At 65.8% G+C, this 18132-nt stretch carries 14 protein-coding genes; 1 reads left to right on the top strand and 13 read right to left on the bottom strand.

The genetic code is table 11. The features are described from left to right. From NPS58_RS11495 to NPS58_RS11485, 3 genes are read right to left on the bottom strand one after another with little or no spacing between them, the layout of a single operon-like run. Positions 1-828 (bottom strand): ABC transporter permease, encoded by an 828-nt coding sequence (locus tag NPS58_RS11495; protein ID WP_274115474.1) that lies wholly within the window; start codon positions 826-828, stop codon positions 1-3. Between the two features lie 3 nt (positions 829-831). Further along, positions 832-1791: an ABC transporter permease gene (locus tag NPS58_RS11490; protein ID WP_274116526.1), complete on the bottom strand. Its 960-nt coding sequence runs from the start codon at positions 1789-1791 to the stop codon at positions 832-834. Positions 1792-1843: 52 nt separating this feature from the next. Continuing rightward, positions 1844-3445, bottom strand: a complete 1602-nt coding sequence (locus tag NPS58_RS11485; RefSeq protein ID WP_274115473.1) for an ABC transporter substrate-binding protein — start codon at positions 3443-3445, stop codon at positions 1844-1846. Between the two features lie 187 nt (positions 3446-3632). Here NPS58_RS11485 and NPS58_RS11480 point away from each other — a divergent pair, with 187 nt between their 5' ends. Further along, on the top strand, positions 3633-4073 hold the full coding sequence (locus tag NPS58_RS11480) for an RrF2 family transcriptional regulator (RefSeq protein ID WP_274115472.1): 441 nt from the start codon (positions 3633-3635) through the stop codon (positions 4071-4073). Positions 4074-4197: 124 nt separating this feature from the next. Here NPS58_RS11480 and NPS58_RS11475 read toward each other — a convergent pair whose 3' ends face one another. From NPS58_RS11475 to NPS58_RS11430, 10 genes are all read right to left on the bottom strand, one after another. Then, positions 4198-5613, bottom strand: coding sequence for an aldehyde dehydrogenase family protein (locus tag NPS58_RS11475; protein WP_274115471.1), 1416 nt, complete (start codon positions 5611-5613; stop codon positions 4198-4200). Beyond that, positions 5606-6796, bottom strand: a complete 1191-nt coding sequence (locus tag NPS58_RS11470) for a pyridoxal phosphate-dependent aminotransferase (RefSeq protein ID WP_274115470.1) — start codon at positions 6794-6796, stop codon at positions 5606-5608. The genes NPS58_RS11475 and NPS58_RS11470 overlap by 8 nt, the downstream gene beginning before the upstream one ends. Before the next feature lie 28 nt (positions 6797-6824). Then, positions 6825-8432, bottom strand: coding sequence for a 5-guanidino-2-oxopentanoate decarboxylase (locus NPS58_RS11465; RefSeq protein WP_274116525.1), 1608 nt, complete (start codon positions 8430-8432; stop codon positions 6825-6827). Positions 8433-8442: 10 nt separating this feature from the next. Further along, positions 8443-10542 carry an acetate--CoA ligase family protein gene (locus NPS58_RS11460; RefSeq protein WP_274115469.1) on the bottom strand — a complete coding sequence of 700 codons (2100 nt, stop codon included), beginning with the start codon at positions 10540-10542 and terminating at the stop codon, positions 8443-8445. Between the two features lie 18 nt (positions 10543-10560). Further along, the gene (locus NPS58_RS11455; protein WP_274115468.1) at positions 10561-11721 is read right to left on the bottom strand and encodes an acyl-CoA dehydrogenase family protein; all 1161 of its coding nucleotides are present in this window, start codon (positions 11719-11721) and stop codon (positions 10561-10563) included. Positions 11722-11757: 36 nt separating this feature from the next. Next, the gene (locus NPS58_RS11450) at positions 11758-12549 is read right to left on the bottom strand and encodes an enoyl-CoA hydratase/isomerase family protein (RefSeq protein WP_274115467.1); all 792 of its coding nucleotides are present in this window, start codon (positions 12547-12549) and stop codon (positions 11758-11760) included. Positions 12550-12850: 301 nt separating this feature from the next. Further along, complete coding sequence (locus NPS58_RS11445; protein ID WP_274115466.1) at positions 12851-14263, bottom strand: amino acid permease; 1413 nt, start codon at positions 14261-14263, stop codon at positions 12851-12853. Positions 14264-14388: 125 nt separating this feature from the next. After that, complete coding sequence (locus NPS58_RS11440) at positions 14389-16641, bottom strand: ATP-binding protein (RefSeq protein WP_274115465.1); 2253 nt, start codon at positions 16639-16641, stop codon at positions 14389-14391. Continuing rightward, positions 16638-17402 (bottom strand): substrate-binding periplasmic protein, encoded by a 765-nt coding sequence (locus NPS58_RS11435; protein WP_274115464.1) that lies wholly within the window; start codon positions 17400-17402, stop codon positions 16638-16640. Before NPS58_RS11435 ends, NPS58_RS11440 begins: the two co-directional genes overlap by 4 nt. After that, entirely contained in the window at positions 17399-18115 is a 717-nt protein-coding gene (locus tag NPS58_RS11430; RefSeq protein ID WP_274115463.1) for a response regulator, read from the bottom strand. Before NPS58_RS11430 ends, NPS58_RS11435 begins: the two co-directional genes overlap by 4 nt. Positions 18116-18132 lie beyond the last annotated feature (17 nt).

The raw sequence follows: 18132 nt of genomic DNA, 5'->3' as shown, positions 1-18132 counted from the left end.
TCAGCACTCCTTCAGGCCACTGGACAGGTGCAGCACCCAGTCGACGACAAAGTTCACACTCACCGTGATCAACGCCACCGCCAGGGCCGGAAGCAGCGGGCTGATATCACCGAAGGTGATCAGCACCGCGTTGTCGCGCACCATGCTGCCCCAGTCGGCGGTCGGCGGCTGTATGCCCAGGCCCAGGAACGACAAGGCGCTGATGAACAGGAAGACGAAGCAGAACCGCAGGCCGAACTCGGCGATCAACGGCGCCGCGGCATTGGGCAGCACTTCCCGGCTGACCAGCCACCACAGCCCTTCCCCGCGCAACCGCGCGGCCTCGACGAAGTCCTGCACCACCACGTTCATCGCCACCGCCCGCGACAGGCGGAAGACCCGCGTGGCATCGAGCAGCGCGATCACCAGCACCAGCGACGTGGCCGTGGTCCCGACCACGCTGAGGATCAGCAAGGCGAAGATCAGCTGCGGAATGGCCATCAGGATGTCCACCACCCGCGACAGGCCCTGGTCGATCCAGCCACCCTTGATCGCCGCGACCAGCCCGCACAGGCCGCCCAGCAGGAACGCCAGGCTGGTGGTCAGGAAGGCGATGCCCAGGGTGTTGCGGGCGCCGTACAACAGGCGGCTGAACATGTCGCGCCCGAGGTTATCGGTGCCCAGCAGGAACTCCGGGCTCCAGGGAGCGAAGCCCTCGCCCACCACCTGGGTTTCGCCGTACGGCGCCAGCAGCGGCGCGAACAGCGCCACCACGATATAGGCAACGATCACCAGCAGGCCGAACTTGGCGCTCAAGGGCGCGCGCAGCAGAGGTGTGATCAGGTTCATGGTCTACCCCTTCGGATGCATCAGGCGTGGGTTGCTGGCGATCGACAACACGTCGGCGCCGGTATTGAGCAGGATGTAGGTGCCGGCGAAGATCAGGCTGCAGGCCTGCACCACCGGGATGTCGCGCTTGGCCACCGAGTCCACCAGCAACTGGCCCAGGCCCGGGTAGACGAACACCACCTCCACCACCACCACGCCGACCACCAGGTACGCCAGGTTCAGCGCCACCACGTTGACGATCGGCGCCAGCGCATTGGGCAAGGCATGCCTGAAGATGATCCGCGCAGGCGACACGCCCTTGAGTCGGGCCATCTCGATGTAGGGGCTGGCCAGCAGGTTGATCAGCGAGGCGCGGGTCATGCGCATCATCTGCGCGATCACCACCAGGCTCAGGGTCGCCACCGGCAGCACCGAGACCTCCAGCACTTCACCCAGCGAAGCGCCCGGCGCCAGGCTGGAGATGCCCGGCAACCATTCGAGCTTCACCGCGAACACCAGGATCAGGATGTAGGCGACAAAGAACTCGGGGAACGACACGGCGCTCAGCGCACCGGTGTTCAGCAGCCGGTCGAACCAGCTGTTGCGGTACAACGCCGCGAGCATGCCCAGCAGTAACGCCGTCGGCACCGAGAACAGCGCCGCCAGCAGGGCCAGGCTGAAGGTATTGCCCAACCGCGAGCCGACCAGCTCGACGATCGGCCGCTGGTTGGCCAGGGACACGCCAAGGTCACCGTGCAGCAGGCGCCACGTCCATTGGACGAAACGCTGCAGTGGCGACAGGTCCAGCCCCAACTGGGCGCGGAATGCCGCCACGGTTTCCGGGGTGGCCGACTGGCCGAGCATGGCCTGGGCGATGTCGCCCGGCAGCATGCCCACTGCCAGGAAGATCACCACCGAGACCGCAAACAGCGACAGCAGGCCCAGGGCCAGCCGCTGCACAAGCAGTTTGCCAAGATTGTTCACCATACAACTCCTCGACTGGATACGGGGTTCAGCCTTGCGAAACGCTATCGATTCAGGCTTGCCACCAGCGCTCGATTACCCGCAGGCCATCCAGCTCGCCATAAGGCGCGGTGAGCGGACCATGGGCCACGCGGCTGGAACGGGCGGCGACGGAGCTGGCGAACAGCGGCACGATCGCCCCGCCGTCGTCGCGGCACAGCGCCTGCATTTCGTTGTACATCTCGCGGCGCAGCGGCTCGTTCATTTCGCCACGGGCGGCGTTGAGCAGTTGGTTGAAGCGCGGGTTGTCCCAATGGGTCTCGTTCCACGCCGCGCCCTTGGCATAACCGATGCTGAACATGCGGTCGGCGGTGAGGCTGGAGTACCAGAACGAAGTGGTGAAGGGCTGTTTCATCCAGACGTTGGAGAAGAACCCATCGGCAGGTTCACGAACCACGTCGATATCGATCCCTGCCTGGCGCGCCTGCTCCTTGAACAGCACCGAGGCATCCACCGCACCGCTGTAGGCGGCATCGGAGGCCTGCAGGCGCACCTTGAGGCTGTCCATGCCGGCCTGGCGCAGGTAGAAGCGCGCCTTGTCCGGGTCGAAGGCGCGCTGCTCGAGGGCCGGGTTGATGAAGCGGTTGGCCGGTTGCAGCGGGTGGTCATTGCCGACCTGGCCGTAACCGTAGAGCACCGACGCCAGCAGGGTCTCGCGGTTGATCGCATGCTTGAGGGCCATGCGCACGTTGTTGTCGCGAAACTGCTGGCTGTCGCAAAGCATCGGGAAGGTGTAGTGCTGGGCGCCCTTGGTTTCCTCGATCACCAGCTTCGGGTTGCGCTTGAGCAGGGCCACGGTCTTGAGGTCGACCTTGTTGATCACGTCGACCTTGCCGGTCACCAGGGCGTTGACCCGCGCGGCGCCGTCGGCGATGGCGATCAGTTCGGCGCTGGCAAAATGTGCCCTGCCCGGTTTCCAGTAGTCGGGGCTGCGCTCCAGGTCCATGCGCACGCCCGGCTCGAAGCCCTTGATGCGGTAGCCGCCGGTGCCAATGCCGGCCTGCCAGTCGGCCAGGCCGTCCTTGGCCGGCATGATCACCAGGTGGTAGTCGGCGACCACATAGGCGAAGTCGGCGTTGCCCGAATGCAGCTCGAACACTACGGTGTCGGGAGCGCTGGCGTGCACCTTGGCGACATCGCCCAGGACGGTCTTGGCGGCGGAGGTGGATTTCTCGCCCAGGTGGTGTTGGATCGAGGCGACCACGTCATCGGCAGTGAGGGATTTGCCGTTGTGGAAGGTCACGCCCTGGCGCAGGGTGAAGGTCCACACCTTCGCGTCCGGGCTCGATTCCCAGCGCTCGGCCAGCTCGGGGATGGCGGTGCCGTCCACGGCAATTTCGGTGAGCGTGTTGTACACCGCCGAAAAGCCGATGAAGGTGAAGGTGTCGACCCAGGAGCCCGGGTCCTTGGAGTCGGTGGTGCTGCCCCCGGCCAGGCCCAGGCGCAAGGTACCGCCCGGCTTTGGCGTGGCCTGGGCAGCGTAGCCGCCCATCGGCAGGCCGAGGGAAAACGCCCCGACGATGGCCGCAGCGCCAGCGCTGTATTTCAGGAAATCCCGACGCGGCAGGCCGCCGTCGAGAATGGCTTGAGGACTGTTCTTGTTGTTATCGCTCATGGCATGTGCCCCTGTTGAACCGCAAGGAATTGTTGTTCGGTCAAAGCGGATTGCGTAGAAGCTGTTTATAATTTGTAATTGTTACCGTAACAAATACATTAGCGACAGAACAAGCGCTTTTCCAGGGCCCGATGACGGGCTTTTCCATGGTGTAACATTCGTGTTTTCGCAGGGAGCCATTTTCGCCATGAGCCAGTCGACCCGACTCATCACTGCTTCGTACATTCTCTCGTTCGTGGCCGCCAATGCGCCGCAGAAGCTGCGTACCGAGACCATCGCCAAGTGGGTGAAGGTGCACCCTACCCGCGTGCGCGGGCTGGTGTCGCAGATGGTCAAGGCCAGGATACTGACCTCCTACCGCGGCGCCCAGGGAGGCGTGACGCTAGCCCGGGCGCCGCAGGAGATCACTCTGCGCGAGGTGTACGACGCGGTGCAGGAGAGCTCGCTGATCGCCGAGAAGATCGACAACCCCTTTGCCGGGCTGGAGGATCACTGCAAGGTGTACGAGGTGTTCACCCGGCTGTTCGCGATGCTGGAGCAGAACATGCGGCTGGACCTGGGGGCGATCACGGCAGATCAGTTGTTCGTGGCGTTCGATAGCCCAAAGGACCTCGCTGAACGCGCCTGAACCCGCCGCAATACCCTGTGGGAGCAGGCTTGTCTGCGAATGAGGCGACTCGGTGGATGGCACCGGCATCGCCGGTGTTCGCGGGCAAGCCCGCTCCCACAACGTTCCCGCCAAACAAAAGTGCCTACAGCTGGATTGCCTTCACTTCGACGAACTCGCCCAACCCCTCCTCACCCCACTCGCGCCCATTCCCCGACTGCTTGTAGCCTCCGAACGGCGCCTGGTAGTTGAATGCCCCGCCATTGACGAAGCACTGTCCTGCCCGCAGCTGACGCCCCAGTTGCAACGCCTTCTCGCGGCTGCCGGCCCACACCGCGCTGGACAGCCCGAACGGTGAATCATTGGCCAACGCAATCCCCTCGGCCTCATCGGCATAAGGAATCAGGCACAACACCGGCCCGAAGATTTCCTCCTGGGCGATGCGCATCCGGTTGTCCACGTCGGCGAATAGCGTCGGCGGCACATAGAACCCGCGCTCGAAGCCTGGCGCTGTCTCTCCACCACACAACAGCCGCGCCCCTTCCTCCTGGCCGATACGGATGTAGTCCCGCACCGTGCGCCGCTGCCCCGCCGAACACATCGGTCCGAGGAAGCTGCGCGGATCCTGCGGATCACCCATCACCAAGCCGCGGGCCTCGTCCTCGGCGATCTGCAGCGCCTCGGTATAGCGCGATACCGGCAACAGCATGCGGGTCAACGCCGTACAGGTCTGCCCCGAGTTGATCATCACGTCCTGCACGCCATGGCGCACCGCTGCCTCGAGGTCCGCATCGGCAGTGATCAGCAACGGCGACTTGCCGCCCAGCTCCAGGCACACCCGCTTCACCGATGGCGCCGCCGCCTGGGAAACCCGCACACCCGCACCGGTGGAACCGGTGAACGACACCATGTCGACCTGCGGGTGTCGCGCCAGTGCCTCACCCACCTTCGACCCCGGCCCGCTGACCAGGTTGAACACCCCGGCCGGCAGGCCGATGGCCTCGATCATTTCCGCCAGCAGGAACGCATGAAGCGGGGTTTCCTGGCTCGGCTTGACCACCACCGTACATCCGGCGGCCAAGGCAGGCGCCAGCTTGCCGATCAGTTGATGCAGCGGATAATTCCACGGGTTGATGAACGCACATACGCCCACCGCCTCGCGGTATACCAGCGAGTTGCCGACCTCACGCACCTCGTCCATCAGCCCAGCCAGCTCGACGTACTGCTCGAGCCCGACAATCGGCCCATCGACCTGCACCGGCCGGCACCACTGCACCGGCATGCCCAGCTCGTGGGTGATCACGGCGGCCATCTCGTCGGCGCGCGTCTTCATCTGGTCGGCCAGTGCGCGAATGAAGCCGGCGCGCACGCTGGATGGCGTCCTCGACCAATCGACGAATGCCCTGCGCGCAGCGTCGACCGCCCGGTCCACATCCGCTTCGTTACCCAGCGGCACCTTGCCGGCCACCGCCTCGCTCGCCGGGTCGATCACCTCGGCCATGCCCTGCCCCACCGGCTGCTGCCAGCGGCCATCGATGAACAAGCGGCTGTATTCACGCATTGCGCTGGGCCTCCATCAGTTCGCTGGCGCACAGGGCAATGCGTCGGCAGGCCTCGCGCAATGGCTCGGCACCGAGCACCAGGCCCAGGCGGATATGCCCGGCCGCACTCGGGCCGAAGGCTTCACCCGCCAGCGCCGACACCCCATGCAGATCGAGCAGGCGATCGGAGAATGCCTGTGCGCTGAGCCCGGTCTCGCGGATATCGACCATCACGAACATCCCGCCATCGGGCTTGAGCGCGCGCACGCCAGGGCAACCTGCCAGGCTCGCGCAGACCAGGTCACGGCGCTGGCGGTAGGCGTCGCGCATTGCTTCGAGCTCTGGCAGTTGCTGTTCCAGCGCCGCCACCGCAGCGTCCTGGATGAAGTCCGGCGAGCCGTACAACATGCACAGTGCGAGGTTTTCCAGATGCCCCGCCAGTGCCGGCGAGCCCACCACCCAGCCGACCCGCCAGCCGGTCATGGCATGGGACTTGGACAGGCTGTTCAGTGTCGCCGTGCGCTCGGCCATTCCCGGCAGGCTGCCGGGGCTGATGTGCTCGCCCTCGAACAGCAGCTCGCTGTACACCTCGTCGCTGATCAGCCACAGATCATGGGCGATACACAGCTCGGCCAGGGCCTCCCAAGTGCTGCGCGGCAGGCTGGCGCCGGAGGGGTTGTGCGGGCTGTTCAGCGCCAACGCGCGGGTGCGCGGGGTGATGCGCGCGGCGACGTCTTCAGGCTGAACGCGAAAACCGTGCTCCGGGCGCACCGGCACCGGCACCACCGTGGCACCACAGGCACCGAACACCGCTTCGTAGGTGACATACATCGGCTCGGCGACAATCACCTCGTCCCCCGGTTCAAGCACGCATTGCGCCACGCAGAACAGTGCGCACTGCGCCCCGGCCAGCACCGTCACCTGGTCGGCCGTCACCGCCTGGCCGCTGCGTTGCTGGTGCCGACGGGCGATCGCCTCGCGCAGGCTGCGCTTGCCGCGCACGTCGGCGTAATGGGTGTTGCCGGCCTGCAGGCTGTCGATGGCCGCCTGGACGATCGGCGCCGGGGTGTCGAAGTCCGGGTCACCGACACTAAGCAGTAGCACGTCGCGGCCCTGCTCGAGCATGGCCAGGGCGCGGTAGTGAATCTCCCAGGCGGCGGCGCCGTCACCGGCGATCCGTTGGGTCAAAGAAGAAAAACGCATGGCTAGTATCCTGTTATGCGGGATGGGCTCAGCGCGCGCAGGCGTGCTTGAGCTCGATCAGGGTCACGCCGTTGCGGGCGAAGCCGCTGCGCAGGTCCCGTTGCAGTTCGTCCAGGCTCTGCGGCTCGACCACCGTGCAGCCGAACGCGCGGGCCAGGCCGACGAAGTCGGGATTGCGCGGCAATACGCCGATGGGCTCGATGTCCAGGTCGAGCATGTCGTCGCGGATCTGCCCCAGCGCATCGTTGTTCCACAGCAGCACCACCAGCGGGCGGTCCAGTTCCTCGACCGCGGTGGCCAGTTCCTGCGCCGTGTACAGGAACCCCCCATCGCCCACCAGCACCAGGCCCGGACGGTCGGTACTGGCGAACATCCCGCCGATTCCCGCCGGCAGGCCATAGCCGAGGGTGCCGTAGCCGGTCGGGTGCAGCCAGCTGCGTGGCGCCCGGCTGTTGAAGACGTAGTTGCCGGTGTAGGCCAACTGGGTCATGTCGGTGCTGATGAAGGCATTGTCCGGCAGTTCGGCGGCGACCCGGTCCAGAATGGACTGGTGGATCGACTGCAATGGGCCGTGGCAGTCCTTGACGGCGCTGCGCAAGCGCGCCACCGAAGCGCTGGCCTGGGTGGCATCGCGCACGCTATCGGGCAGGTGTTCGAGCAGCGCCGCCAGGGTCTGCCGGGCATCGCCGTGCAACGCTACCGCGCAGGGGTAGAAGTCATTGAACTTGCGCGGGTCGATGTCTACCCGCAGCAACTCGCCATTGAGTGGCAGGCGCTCGCGCCAGAAGTCGGTGTCGGCCATCTCGGTGCCCACCGCCAGCACCACGTCGGCTTCGGCGATCAGCTCCCAGCCGGGTGCGACGCACAGGCTGGAGCCGGCGTTCAGCGGCGAATCCAGGGGCGCCAGGCCCTTGCCGGCGACGCTGGTGAAGAACGGCGCGGCCAGGCGCGTGCTCAGTTGTTGCAGCTCGGCAGCGGCCTGCAAGGCACCCCCGCCGGCGATGATCATCGGGCGCTTCGCTGCCGCCAGCTTGCTGGCTGCCTGCTCCAGGCTGTCGAGGTTGGCGGGGCCGCGACCGGGTCGACGCACTACCTCGTTGCACCAGTCCCGCGCCACCGGTGCCGCCAGCACATCAAGCGGCACCGAGATATGCACTGGGCGCGGGCGCTCGCTGTCGAACACCGCATAGGCACGGGCGATCAGTTCCGGCAGGTCCTCGGCCTTCAAGGCCACGGCCGAGAAGGCAGTGATCGGCGCAGTCATGGCGCGCTGGTCCTGGGTCTCGTGCAGGCAGCCCCAGCCTTTGCCCAGGCTCGCGGTGTGGTTGACGCTGGAGATCACCAGCATCGGGATCGAGTCGGCGTAGGCCTGGCCGATGGCGGTGGCCGCGTTGGTCACGCCGGGGCCTGTGATGATGAAGCACACCCCCGGCTTGCCACTGACCCGCGCATAGCCGTCGGCCATGAAGCCGGCGCCCTGCTCGTGGCGGGTGAGCACGTGGCGGATGCCGCTGCCGGGCAGGCCGCGGTACAGCTCCAGGGTGTGCACGCCGGGAATGCCGAACACGGTATCGACGCCGTAGTTGGCCAGCAGGCGCACCAGCGCCTGTCCTGCGGTCAGTGTGTGGTTGGTCATGTTCATGTCTTTACTCCTGGCCGAGGCGAATCAAGGCATCGACCGCGGTGGTGCCACTGGCACCGACCATCAATGGGTTCACATCCAGCTCCAGCAGTTGGCTGGCGTTCTCGCAGGCATAGTCGGCCACCGCCCGGATGGCGGCGACCAGCGCGTCCAGGTCCGCCGCCGGCTTGCCCCGGAAACCTTGCAGCAGGGCTGCACTGCGCAGGCCGAGCACGGCATTGCGGATCGCTCCGTCGGTGGTCGGCAGCAGCAGGCTCTTGCTGTCCTTGAGCAACTCGACAAGGATGCCGCCCGCGCCGATCACCAGCGCCAGGCCGAAGTCCGGCTCGCGCTTGATGCCCACGATCAGCTCGGCCAGTGGCGTGCCAGCCATGGGTTCGAGCAACACCTGATCGAAAGGAACGCCGGGCGCGTAAGCAGCAATGCGTGTGCGCATCTGCTCCAGAGCGCGGCCCAGGGCCGCTTCGTCGCCAAGGTTCAGCGCAACGGCGCCGGCCTCGGTCTTGTGCGGCAACTGCGCACTGACCGCCTTGAGCACCAGCGGGAAACCGACCTTGCGGGCATCGTCCGGCGCATGTTGCGGGCTGCTCAGCAGGCCATTCGGAATCGGCAGGCCGAAGCCCCGCAGGGCCTGCTTCGACGCCCACTCGTTGAGCAGATGGCTGTCACCCGAAAGCGCCTGCGGGCACAGCGGTACCAGCGCCGACTCGCCCAGCGCCAGCAACGCCTGGCGCTTTTGCGCGTACCGGGCAACCCGGCCCCACGCCGCCAGACCATCCTCCACCCCTTGCAGCGCGGGTACACCCGCTGCATGCAAGCGTTCGCGGGCACTGGCGGGCAGCAGTTCGGGGAAGGCCGAGGTGACGAAGCCAGCCTTGCCATGGCGCTTGAGCGCCGCACAGTACAGCTCCAGCAGCAGGTCGCATTCCTTGCGTTCGCCGGTGAACTCGGCGGGGTAGTCCAACACCAGCATCGCCGCGTCGGCGTCGCTGCGCAGGGCGCTGTCGAGCATGCGCTGCTTGGCTGGGCCGTCGCCCCAGATCGCAGTGGTGAAATCCAGCGGGTTGACCAGGTTGGCATAGGCCGGCAGCACCTGGGCCAGTTCATCGACCTGGCTGCTGTCGAGGGACGGCAGGCGCAGGTGATTGCTTTCGCAGTAGTCGGCGATCAGCCCGGCGTCACCGCCCGAACACGCCAGCGCGATCAGGCTGTCCCCCTTGGGCAGGTTGCCGCAGGCGGCGGCCTTGAGGGTTTCAACGAAGCTCACCGGGCCGCTGACGCGAATCACGCCCAGGCGCTCGAACAGGCTGTCGTACAGGGCATCGGAGCCGGACAGCGAGCTGGTATGACTCAGCGCAAGCTCCGCGCCGATCTGCGACACACCGGTTTTCAGCGCGATGATCGGGATGCCCTTCTCCAGCGCCTTGTGGGCGGCGCGGGCGAAGCCCGGCACGTTTTTCAGGCCTTCCAGGTGCAGGCCGATAGCGGTGACGCGCGGCTCGTCGAGCAGCACGTCCATCAGTTCGGCGATGCCCAGTTGCGCCTGGTTGCCGACCGAAGCCATGTAGGCCACCGGCAGCGAGCGGTCGCTCATCGACAGGTTGTAGGCAAAGTTGCCGCTCTGGGTCAGCACCGCCACGCCCTTCTCTACCGCCTTGCCGCCATGGGCCACCGGCCACAGCGCGGCGCTGTGCAGGTAGTCGAGCAAGCCGTAGCAGTTGGGCCCTAGCAGCGCCATGTCGCCGGCGGCGACGAGCAACTGCTGTTGCAGCGCCTGGCCCTCGGCACCGCTTTCGGCAAAGCCCGAGGCATAGCAGATCGCCCCCCCCGCGCCTTTTGCGGCGAGTTCGGCGACACAGGTCAGGGTCAGTTCGCGGTTGGTGGCGATGAATACCGCGTCCGGTGCGCAAGGCAGCTCGGCCACACTGCGCACGCAAGGGACGCCGTCGATACTGTCCTGCTGCGGGTTCACCAGCCACATCTGCCCCTGGTAGCCGCCGTCGGCGCAGCGCTTGAGCGCCCGGGCCATGCTGCGGCCGCCGACGAAGGCCAGGTGCCGGGGGGCCAGCAGGCGTTTGAGGTTGTCACGAATGGCTTGCGACATGGCGATTCTCCGGTCCGGTCAGCGCAGCAGTGGGCGCAGCAGTTCGCGGGAGATGATGTGCCGCTGGATCTCCGAAGTGCCTTCCCAGATCCGCTCGATCCGCGCGTTGCGCCAGATCCGCTCGACCGGCCCCTCATCCATCAGGCCCATGCCGCCGTAGACCTGCACGGCTTCGTCGGCGACCTTGCCGAGCACTTCGCTGGCAAACAGCTTGGCCATGCCGGCCTCGCCGTCGGTCATAGTGCCCTGGTCCATCTTCCAGGCGGTGTGCAGGGTCAGCAGCTCGGCGGCGCGAATCTGCGTGACCATATCGGCGAGCTTGAACGACACGCCCTGGTAGGTGCCGATCGGCTGGCCGAACTGCTTGCGGTCGGCCGCCCATTGCAGCGACACGTCCAGCGCGCGCTGGGCCTGGCCGACGCAGTTGGCGGCGACCATGACCCGCCCGGCGGTCAGCCAGGCGTTGGCCACCTCCCAGCCCTTGCCGACTTCGCCGAGCACCTTGGAAGCCGGCACCTTGCAGTCGTCGAAGAACATCTCGAAGGTGTGGTAGCCACGGTTGCTCACGCATTTGGGGCCACGGCGGATAGTCATGCCCGGGGTGCCACGGTCGACCAGGAAGGCAGTGACGGCGTTGCGCTTGCGGCCGTTGTGTTCGTAGGTGTCGGTAACGGCGAAGACGATGGCGAAGTCGGCGTGCCCGGCATGGCTGATGAAGTGCTTGCTGCCGTTGATGACGAAGTTATCGCCCTCGCGCACGGCGCGGGTCTTTATCGAGTTGGCGTCGGAACCGGCGCCAGGTTCAGTGAGGGCGAAGCAATCGACTTTCTCGCCCTGGATGCACGGCAGCAGGTAGTCGTCGATCTGCTGGCCGGTGCAGGCCATGAGGATCTTCGAAGGCCGCGCGACGAACACGTGCAGTGCCCAGGAGACTTTCGACAGTTCGCGCTCGATCAGGGCCTGGGACAGGTAGTCGAGACCGCCACCACCGACTTCCTCGGGCATGTTGAACGCGTAGAAACCGGCGGCGATGGCTTTGCCGCGGATCTGCGCGGCGAGTTCCGGGGAGACTTCGTCGGCGCGGTCGACGGCGTCTTCATGGGGCAGCAGCTCCTTGACGACGAAGCTGCGTACGGCATCCACCAACATTTCTTGTTCTTGGGTCAGTTGGAAATTCATGGCCTGTTCCTGGGTAACCGGGGAAAGAGAGAGTGCTTATTTGCCGGTGAAGCGTGGCGGACGTTTTTCCGTGGCCGCACGCAAGGCTTCGGCGCCGTCCTCGCTGCGCCCGCAGAGCAGGCCGGCGGCGAGCTCTGCGGTGAGTTGTTCGGCGAGGCTGCGCGAGGCGCCATCGCGGATCAGGCGCTTGGTCTGGGCGAAGGCGAACGTCGGCCCCTGGGCCAGGCGCGTAGCCAGTTCGGCGGTGGCGGTTGGCAGTTGGTCGTCGGCGACCACCTCCCCGACCAGGCCTGCGGCCAGGGCACGTTCGGCGCCCCAGAGTTCGTCGAGAAACAACAGGCGCTTGGCCTGCTCGCTGCCGATCAGCCGTGGCAGGTGCCAGCTGGCGCCGGCGTCCGGCGAGTAGGCCATGCTGGTGTAGCCGGCCTTGAAGCGGGCCGACTGGGCGGCCACGCGCAGGTCGCAGCACAGGGACAGGTCCATCCCGGCGCCGACGGCGGTGCCGTTGATCGCGGCGATGGTGGGTTTCTCAAGGCTGTGCAGGCAGTGCATCAGGGCATGGGCGGTTTCGGTCCAGCCGTAGCTTTCCAACGCGCCACGGGCTTCGGCCTCGGCCCATTCAGCGAGATCGGCGCCGGCGCAGAAGCTGCGGCCACTGCCGGTCAGGACCACCACGCGCACGGCTGGATCGGTGTTGTACGCCTCGAGAGTGGCGTGCAGTTTCTTCAGGGTCGGGATGTCCAGCGCGTTGCGCTGTTCCGGACGATTCAGGGTGATCCAGGCAATGCCGGCTTCAACCTGTGTGAGTAGGGACGACGAAGTGGTCATGACGGGCCTCGCATTATTGTGATTGGTGTGAGAGGTGCGACGTGAGGCTCATGCTAAACGAGTGTTCAGTAAGGAGGCAATTGGCGAAAACTTACGCTGTAACAGCCCCCTAATTGCCTATCTATTTGTTTTATATGGATTTATTTGAAGATCCAGGTGTTCTCCAGGCGGTGCTGTTACAACTTCGTACAACTGTGCAAACGATCGCCAGGAGCGGGCCTTGCCCCGCGATATCGGTGTGTCAGTAACATCGCCTCGCGGGGCAAGCCCGGCCCTACCGAGCTGGCCGCGTTCAGTCAGCTCATGCAGTCGGTGTTTCCGGCTCCAGTCCAAGCCCCTGGCGCTTGCGCTGCACCAGGAAGTACGCCGCGTAGCACAGCGCTATGAACCCGAAGCCCCAGTACAACGAAGGCCGCTGGGTCTCATCCATCGCCAGGAACACGAACAGCGAACTGCACAGGGTGATGCACAGCAACGGCACCAGCGGGTATAGCGGCGCCCGATACTTGAGGTCGCTCAGCTTGCCGCCGTCACGCAGGAACTGCTGGCGGAAGCGGTACTGCGCCAGGGCAATCACGATCCAGGTCACCGTTCCCGACATCCCGCTCACTGCCATCAGCACCATGAACAGGGTGTCCGCGGCGACAAAGCTGGTCATCAGCGATACCAGCGCAAAGCACAGGGTGATGAACAATGCACGCAGCGGCACGCCGCGGCTGCTCAGCGGCGACAGACTCTTGGGCGCCATGCCGGTCTTGGACATTGCCCAGAGGATGCGGGTGGAGGCATAGAGGCCGGAGTTGCCCACCGAGAGAATCGCGGTAAGGATCACGAAGTTCATCAGGTCCGCGGCATAGGGTATGCCGACCATGTCGAACACCTGCACGAACGGGCTTTCCATCAGCCCGGCCTGCTGCCACGGCACGATCGCCGAGAGCACCACGATCGCCAGCACATAGAAGATCAGCACACGGAACACCACGTTGCGCACGGCTCGCGGGATGCTCTTCTCCGGCTGATCGGTCTCGCCAGCCGCCACGCCCATGATCTCGCAGCCCTGGAAGGCATAGACCACGGTCATCATCACGGCGAACACCGCCGACAGGCCATTGGGGAACAGCGAATCGCCGATCAGGTTGCTCATCATCGGTGCCGGTGCCCCGCTGGTCAGCGGGATGGCGCCGAAGATCACCAGCACGCCGACGATGATGAAGCCGAGGATCGCCGCCACTTTGATGCCGGAGAACCAGTATTCAGCCTCACCGAACGCACGGGTCGCCAGCGCGTTGATCCCGAACAGCACGGCGACGAACAGCGCCGACCAGTACCAGATCGGCACCTCCGGAAACCAGCGCACCATCAACATGCCGGCGGCGGTGAACTCCAGGCCCACGGTAGTGGCCCAGCTCATCCAGTACACCCAGCCGATCATGAAGCCGGTGGCCGGTCCGATGAATTTCGTCGCATGGGCCTGGAACGACCCGGACACCGGCATCTGCACCGACAGCTCACCCAGGCAGACCATCACCAGGTACATCAGGAACCCGGCCACCAGATAGGCCAGGATCGCGCCAACCGGCCCGCCCTGGTTGATGGTCACCCCCGAGCCCATGAACAGCCCGGTGCCAATTACGCCACCGAGCGAAAGCATGAATATGTGTCGGCTTTTCAATGCCCGTGTGAGGTGGATACCTTCAGCTTTACGGCCTTTCATTATTATTATCTCCAATAAGCATCGACGACCGCGTGTACAGCGGTTGCCCCGATTATTGGAAAGCGATGTAAGGCCCGGTTGATCGTAAAGATCAAACATGTAAAAAATCGTAAGAACTTTGTCGCTCAGGATGCCAGCAGTTCCGCCAGGCTGTTTTCGGCACGCTGCAGGTGCTCGCCCAACAACCCGGCCATGGCCCGCACGCCAGGCGTGTCGCGTGCCAGGGCACTCTCCTCGAGCCGGCGCAAGGTCGCTGCCAGGCCACACAACCCCATGGAATCGCTGCTGCCGGCCAGTCGATGGGCCAGGTGAGCCACCTCGGTGCAGTCCCCCACCTCGACCGCCTCGAGCAAGGGCTGGCGGTGCTGCGCCAGCGCGTCACGCAATCCGCCCAGCAGGCCCTGCAGTTTCTGCTCGCCCAGCAGCGTGCGGTGAGTGTCAAGCAACTCGTGGTCAAGCCAGTTGGACGTTGCCGGGTGTTGCTCCTGGCCCTGCCCGGCCAGGGCCTGGCGCAGGCTGGCGAGCTTCAGCGGCTTGCCCAGCACGCCCTGCATGCCGGCTTCCAGGTAGGTACGCACCAGCCCTGGCTGGACACTGGCGGTCAGCGCCAGGATGCGTGTCGTGCGGTTGGGCGAGTCGCTGGCGCGCACCTGCCGGCACAGCTCCACGCCACTGCTGCCGGGCAGGTGCACATCCAGCAGGAGCAGGTCGAAACGCCGCTGTTCGCACAGCTGCAGCCCCTGTTCGGCATCCTCGGCCAGCCACACCGTGTGTCCGTCACGTTCCAGCAGCCCGCGCACCACTTCACGATTCAAGGCGACGTCTTCCACTACCAGGATGTGCAGCCGCGCCGCCCCGGTAACCACATTCACCGCTGCCTGGGGAGCCTGCGTCGTCTCGAGCGCCAGCTCGAACCAGAAGCAACTGCCCTCACCCTCGCGGCTGCGCACGCCAATCTGCCCGCCCATCTGCTCCACCAGGTGCTTGCTGATCGCCAACCCCAGCCCGGTGCCGCCATAGCGCCGCGCGACCGACTCACTGGCCTGCACGAAGCGTCCGAAAATCTTCGGCTGCATCGCCTCGCAGATGCCGATGCCATTGTCGGTGACGCTCAAGCGCAGGTGCTGACTAGCGGACGCCTGGCGCACCACCTCCACCGCCACCAGGATCTCGCCGCCTTCGGTGAACTTGATCGCGTTGGCCAGCAGGTTGCTCAGCACCTGGCGCAGGTACTGCTCCGCGCCGTGCTGGTATGCGGCCAACTGCGGGTCGATGCGACAGCGCACCACGCTGTGGTTGGCCAGCGCCCGGGGCTCGAGCAGGGTCAGGACCTCGTCGCACAGCTGGCGCAGGGAAAAACCAACCGCCTCGGGATGGCTTTCGCCCTCCTCGAGGCGAGCGAAATACAGCACTTCATTGAGGATGCCGAGCAGCCCCTCGCCCGCCTTGTACAATGCCTCCAGGCGTTTACGATCCTCGGCCGCGAGCCCCGCGCCGCGCAGCAGTTCTGCCATGCCGAGGATACCGTTGAGCGGCGTGCGCAGCTCATGGCTCATGGTGGCCAGGAAGCGCGACTTGGCGAGGTTCGCCGCCTCCGCATCGTCCTTGGCGCGCATCAGGCTCGCGGTGCGGCGCTCGACCTGTTTCTGCAGCTCATCGCGCTTGTCCTGCAAGGCCAGGCGGTCGCTCTCGCGGCGCTCGATGTCGCTGAGGATCGCCCGGCGCATGTCATCCAGCGCCAGCGCCACGCTATCGATTTCGTCCGTGTGCGGCGAGCGGCGCTTGTTCAGGCGCAACGGCTCGTGCCACTGCCCTGCACCGATGCGCCGGGCGAAGTCGGCCATGACCTGGAGATGACGGGTCACCAGGCGATAGAACAGCCCGGACAACGCCAGCGCCAGCCCGCAGAGGAACACGCTCATCCACAACAGGCTGGTCAGGCCCGTGGCGAACAGCCGCCGGTGCACCGCGCCAAGGTCGATGCTCACCTCCAGTTCGCCCAGGTGGCGCAAGGGCCCGGAAGGTGGCTGGTAGTCCAGGGGGAAACGCTCGACCCGCAGCGGGCCCTGCGGCGCCGGATCGCCCTGCTGCAGGGTGAAGTCGGTGCTGTTCAGACGCACCAGCGCCACATCGGAAAAGTCCACCAGGCCGCGCAACTGCACGTTCAACTGCTCCTGGTTGAGGTCCCAAAGGCTGCGCTCCAGGCTGGCAAGGTAACCCGCACGGATCAGCGCCATGCGCGCATCGATGTCGCGCATCTCGCGGCGGTACTCGAAATACAGCTGCACGCTGCTGGCCAGCACCGTGAAGCACAGGCTGAACAGCAGGATGAACAACAGCAGCCGACGCAGCAGGCCACCCGGTTGCAGGCGGGTCATGGCAGGTTGACCATATCGCGGTAGGTGACCTCGCTTTCATGCAGCCAGCGCTCCAACAAGCCGGCGTCGGTCATCTTCTGCAGTTGTTCGTCGATCTCGTTCATGCGCTCGCTCAACGGCGAGCGACGCGACACCGCCACGCGCAGGTAGTCGACGCTGAGCGAGGGTGGCAGCGCGACGATGTCCCCCGCGCCGGGCAGGTGCTCGACGAACAGCTGGCCGGTGCGGCGTTCCTGGATCACGAAGTCGATGCGCCCGCGAATCAGCTTGCCGAAGTTCTGCCCGCTGTCCGAAACCCATTCGATGTTCTGGTGCTGCGCCACGAAGCGATCGAACTCCGGGCCATAGCTTTCGCCGAACAGCAGCCCGCCGCGGTACGGGGCCAGGTCTTCGAGCGTCTCGAACTTCAGCGGGCGCTGGCGGTTGGCGAATACCGCTACCTCCTCGCGCAGCACCGGCACCTGCGAGAAGCGCATGGACTGGGCACGCTGCTCCGAGGAGTAGGCCAGCACCACATCCACCCGGCCTTCGGCGGCGTCGAGCAGGCAGCGTTGCCAATTGCCCAGGACGATCATCTCGACCTGGTAGCCCAGCCGTCCAAACAGCTCGCGGACCACCGTCGGCGCCAACCCGCGCGGCTGCTTGCCATCGCTCCAGGAGACAGGTGGGTAGACCGGGTAATCGCAGTAGCGGATTGTTCCTGCTGCCTGCAGCGCGCCGCTGGCCAGAAGCAACAGCAGGCTGAGCAGGTACTTGCTCACGCGGCCACGCTGGCGGTGAAAAGGTAGCCGGCGCCGTGGATGGTGATAATCAGCTCAGGTTCGGCCGGGTCGTCGTGCAGCTTTCGCCGCAAGCGGCCGACCAGCACGTCGATGGAGCGGTCGTTGGGCACCCACTCGCGGTTGCGGATCTGGTCCATCAGTTGGTCGCGGCTCAGGGTATGGCCGCTGTTGCGCAGGAATACGCTGAGCAGCTGGAACTCGCCGTGGGTCAGCAGGGTTTCAGCCCCTTGCGGATCGATCAGGCGGCGGCGGTCGCAGTCCAGCGACCAATCACCGAACTGCTTGAGGGTGGAATTGGCCTGCGTGGTTGTCCGGGTACCCTGGGCGTGACGCACGCGACGGATCAGGTTCTTTGCGCGGGACACCAGTTCACGGGGGTTGAGCGGTTTGCTCACATAGTCGTCGGCGCCGCATTCCAGGCCGACGATGCGGTCGATTTCGTCATTGCGCCCGGTGATCAGGATGATCCCGACTTCCGAGCGCACCCGCAGCTCGCGGGTAAGGGTCAGGCCGTCCTTGCCCGGCAGGCGGATGTCCAGCATCACCAGCTCCACCGGCTGCTCGGCCAGCAGCGCTTCGGCCTGTTCCGCGGTCGCGGCGCAGTGGACGATATAGCCTTCCTGGGACAGGTAGGCCTGGAGCAAGTCACGAATCAGCGGATCGTCGTCGACGATCAGTACTCGAGAGATCATTGCGTGTGGTCCTGAGG

The sequence above is a fragment of the Pseudomonas putida genome (genome assembly GCF_028682455.1).
Classification (GTDB): domain Bacteria; phylum Pseudomonadota; class Gammaproteobacteria; order Pseudomonadales; family Pseudomonadaceae; genus Aquipseudomonas; species Aquipseudomonas putida_AA.
The sequence above is the reverse complement of the archived record's forward strand: the minus strand, read 5'-3'. Positions and strand labels throughout refer to the sequence as shown.

Bases quoted from the DNA above. Each gene is read 5' to 3' on its own strand.
- NPS58_RS11495 (WP_274115474.1), bottom strand. From the start codon at position 828: ATGAACCTGATCACACCTCTGCTGCGCGCGCCCTTGAGCGCCAAGTTC.
- NPS58_RS11485 (WP_274115473.1), bottom strand. From the start codon at position 3,445: ATGAGCGATAACAACAAGAACAGTCCTCAAGCCATTCTCGACGGCGGC.
- NPS58_RS11480 (WP_274115472.1), top strand. From the start codon at position 3,633: ATGAGCCAGTCGACCCGACTCATCACTGCTTCGTACATTCTCTCGTTC.
- NPS58_RS11475 (WP_274115471.1), bottom strand. From the start codon at position 5,613: ATGCGTGAATACAGCCGCTTGTTCATCGATGGCCGCTGGCAGCAGCCG.
- NPS58_RS11470 (WP_274115470.1), bottom strand. From the start codon at position 6,796: ATGCGTTTTTCTTCTTTGACCCAACGGATCGCCGGTGACGGCGCCGCC.
- NPS58_RS11465 (WP_274116525.1), bottom strand. From the start codon at position 8,432: ATGACCAACCACACACTGACCGCAGGACAGGCGCTGGTGCGCCTGCTG.
- NPS58_RS11460 (WP_274115469.1), bottom strand. From the start codon at position 10,542: ATGTCGCAAGCCATTCGTGACAACCTCAAACGCCTGCTGGCCCCCCGG.
- NPS58_RS11455 (WP_274115468.1), bottom strand. From the start codon at position 11,721: ATGAATTTCCAACTGACCCAAGAACAAGAAATGTTGGTGGATGCCGTA.
- NPS58_RS11450 (WP_274115467.1), bottom strand. From the start codon at position 12,549: ATGACCACTTCGTCGTCCCTACTCACACAGGTTGAAGCCGGCATTGCC.
- NPS58_RS11445 (WP_274115466.1), bottom strand. From the start codon at position 14,263: ATGAAAGGCCGTAAAGCTGAAGGTATCCACCTCACACGGGCATTGAAA.
- NPS58_RS11440 (WP_274115465.1), bottom strand. From the start codon at position 16,641: ATGACCCGCCTGCAACCGGGTGGCCTGCTGCGTCGGCTGCTGTTGTTC.
- NPS58_RS11430 (WP_274115463.1), bottom strand. From the start codon at position 18,115: ATGATCTCTCGAGTACTGATCGTCGACGACGATCCGCTGATTCGTGAC.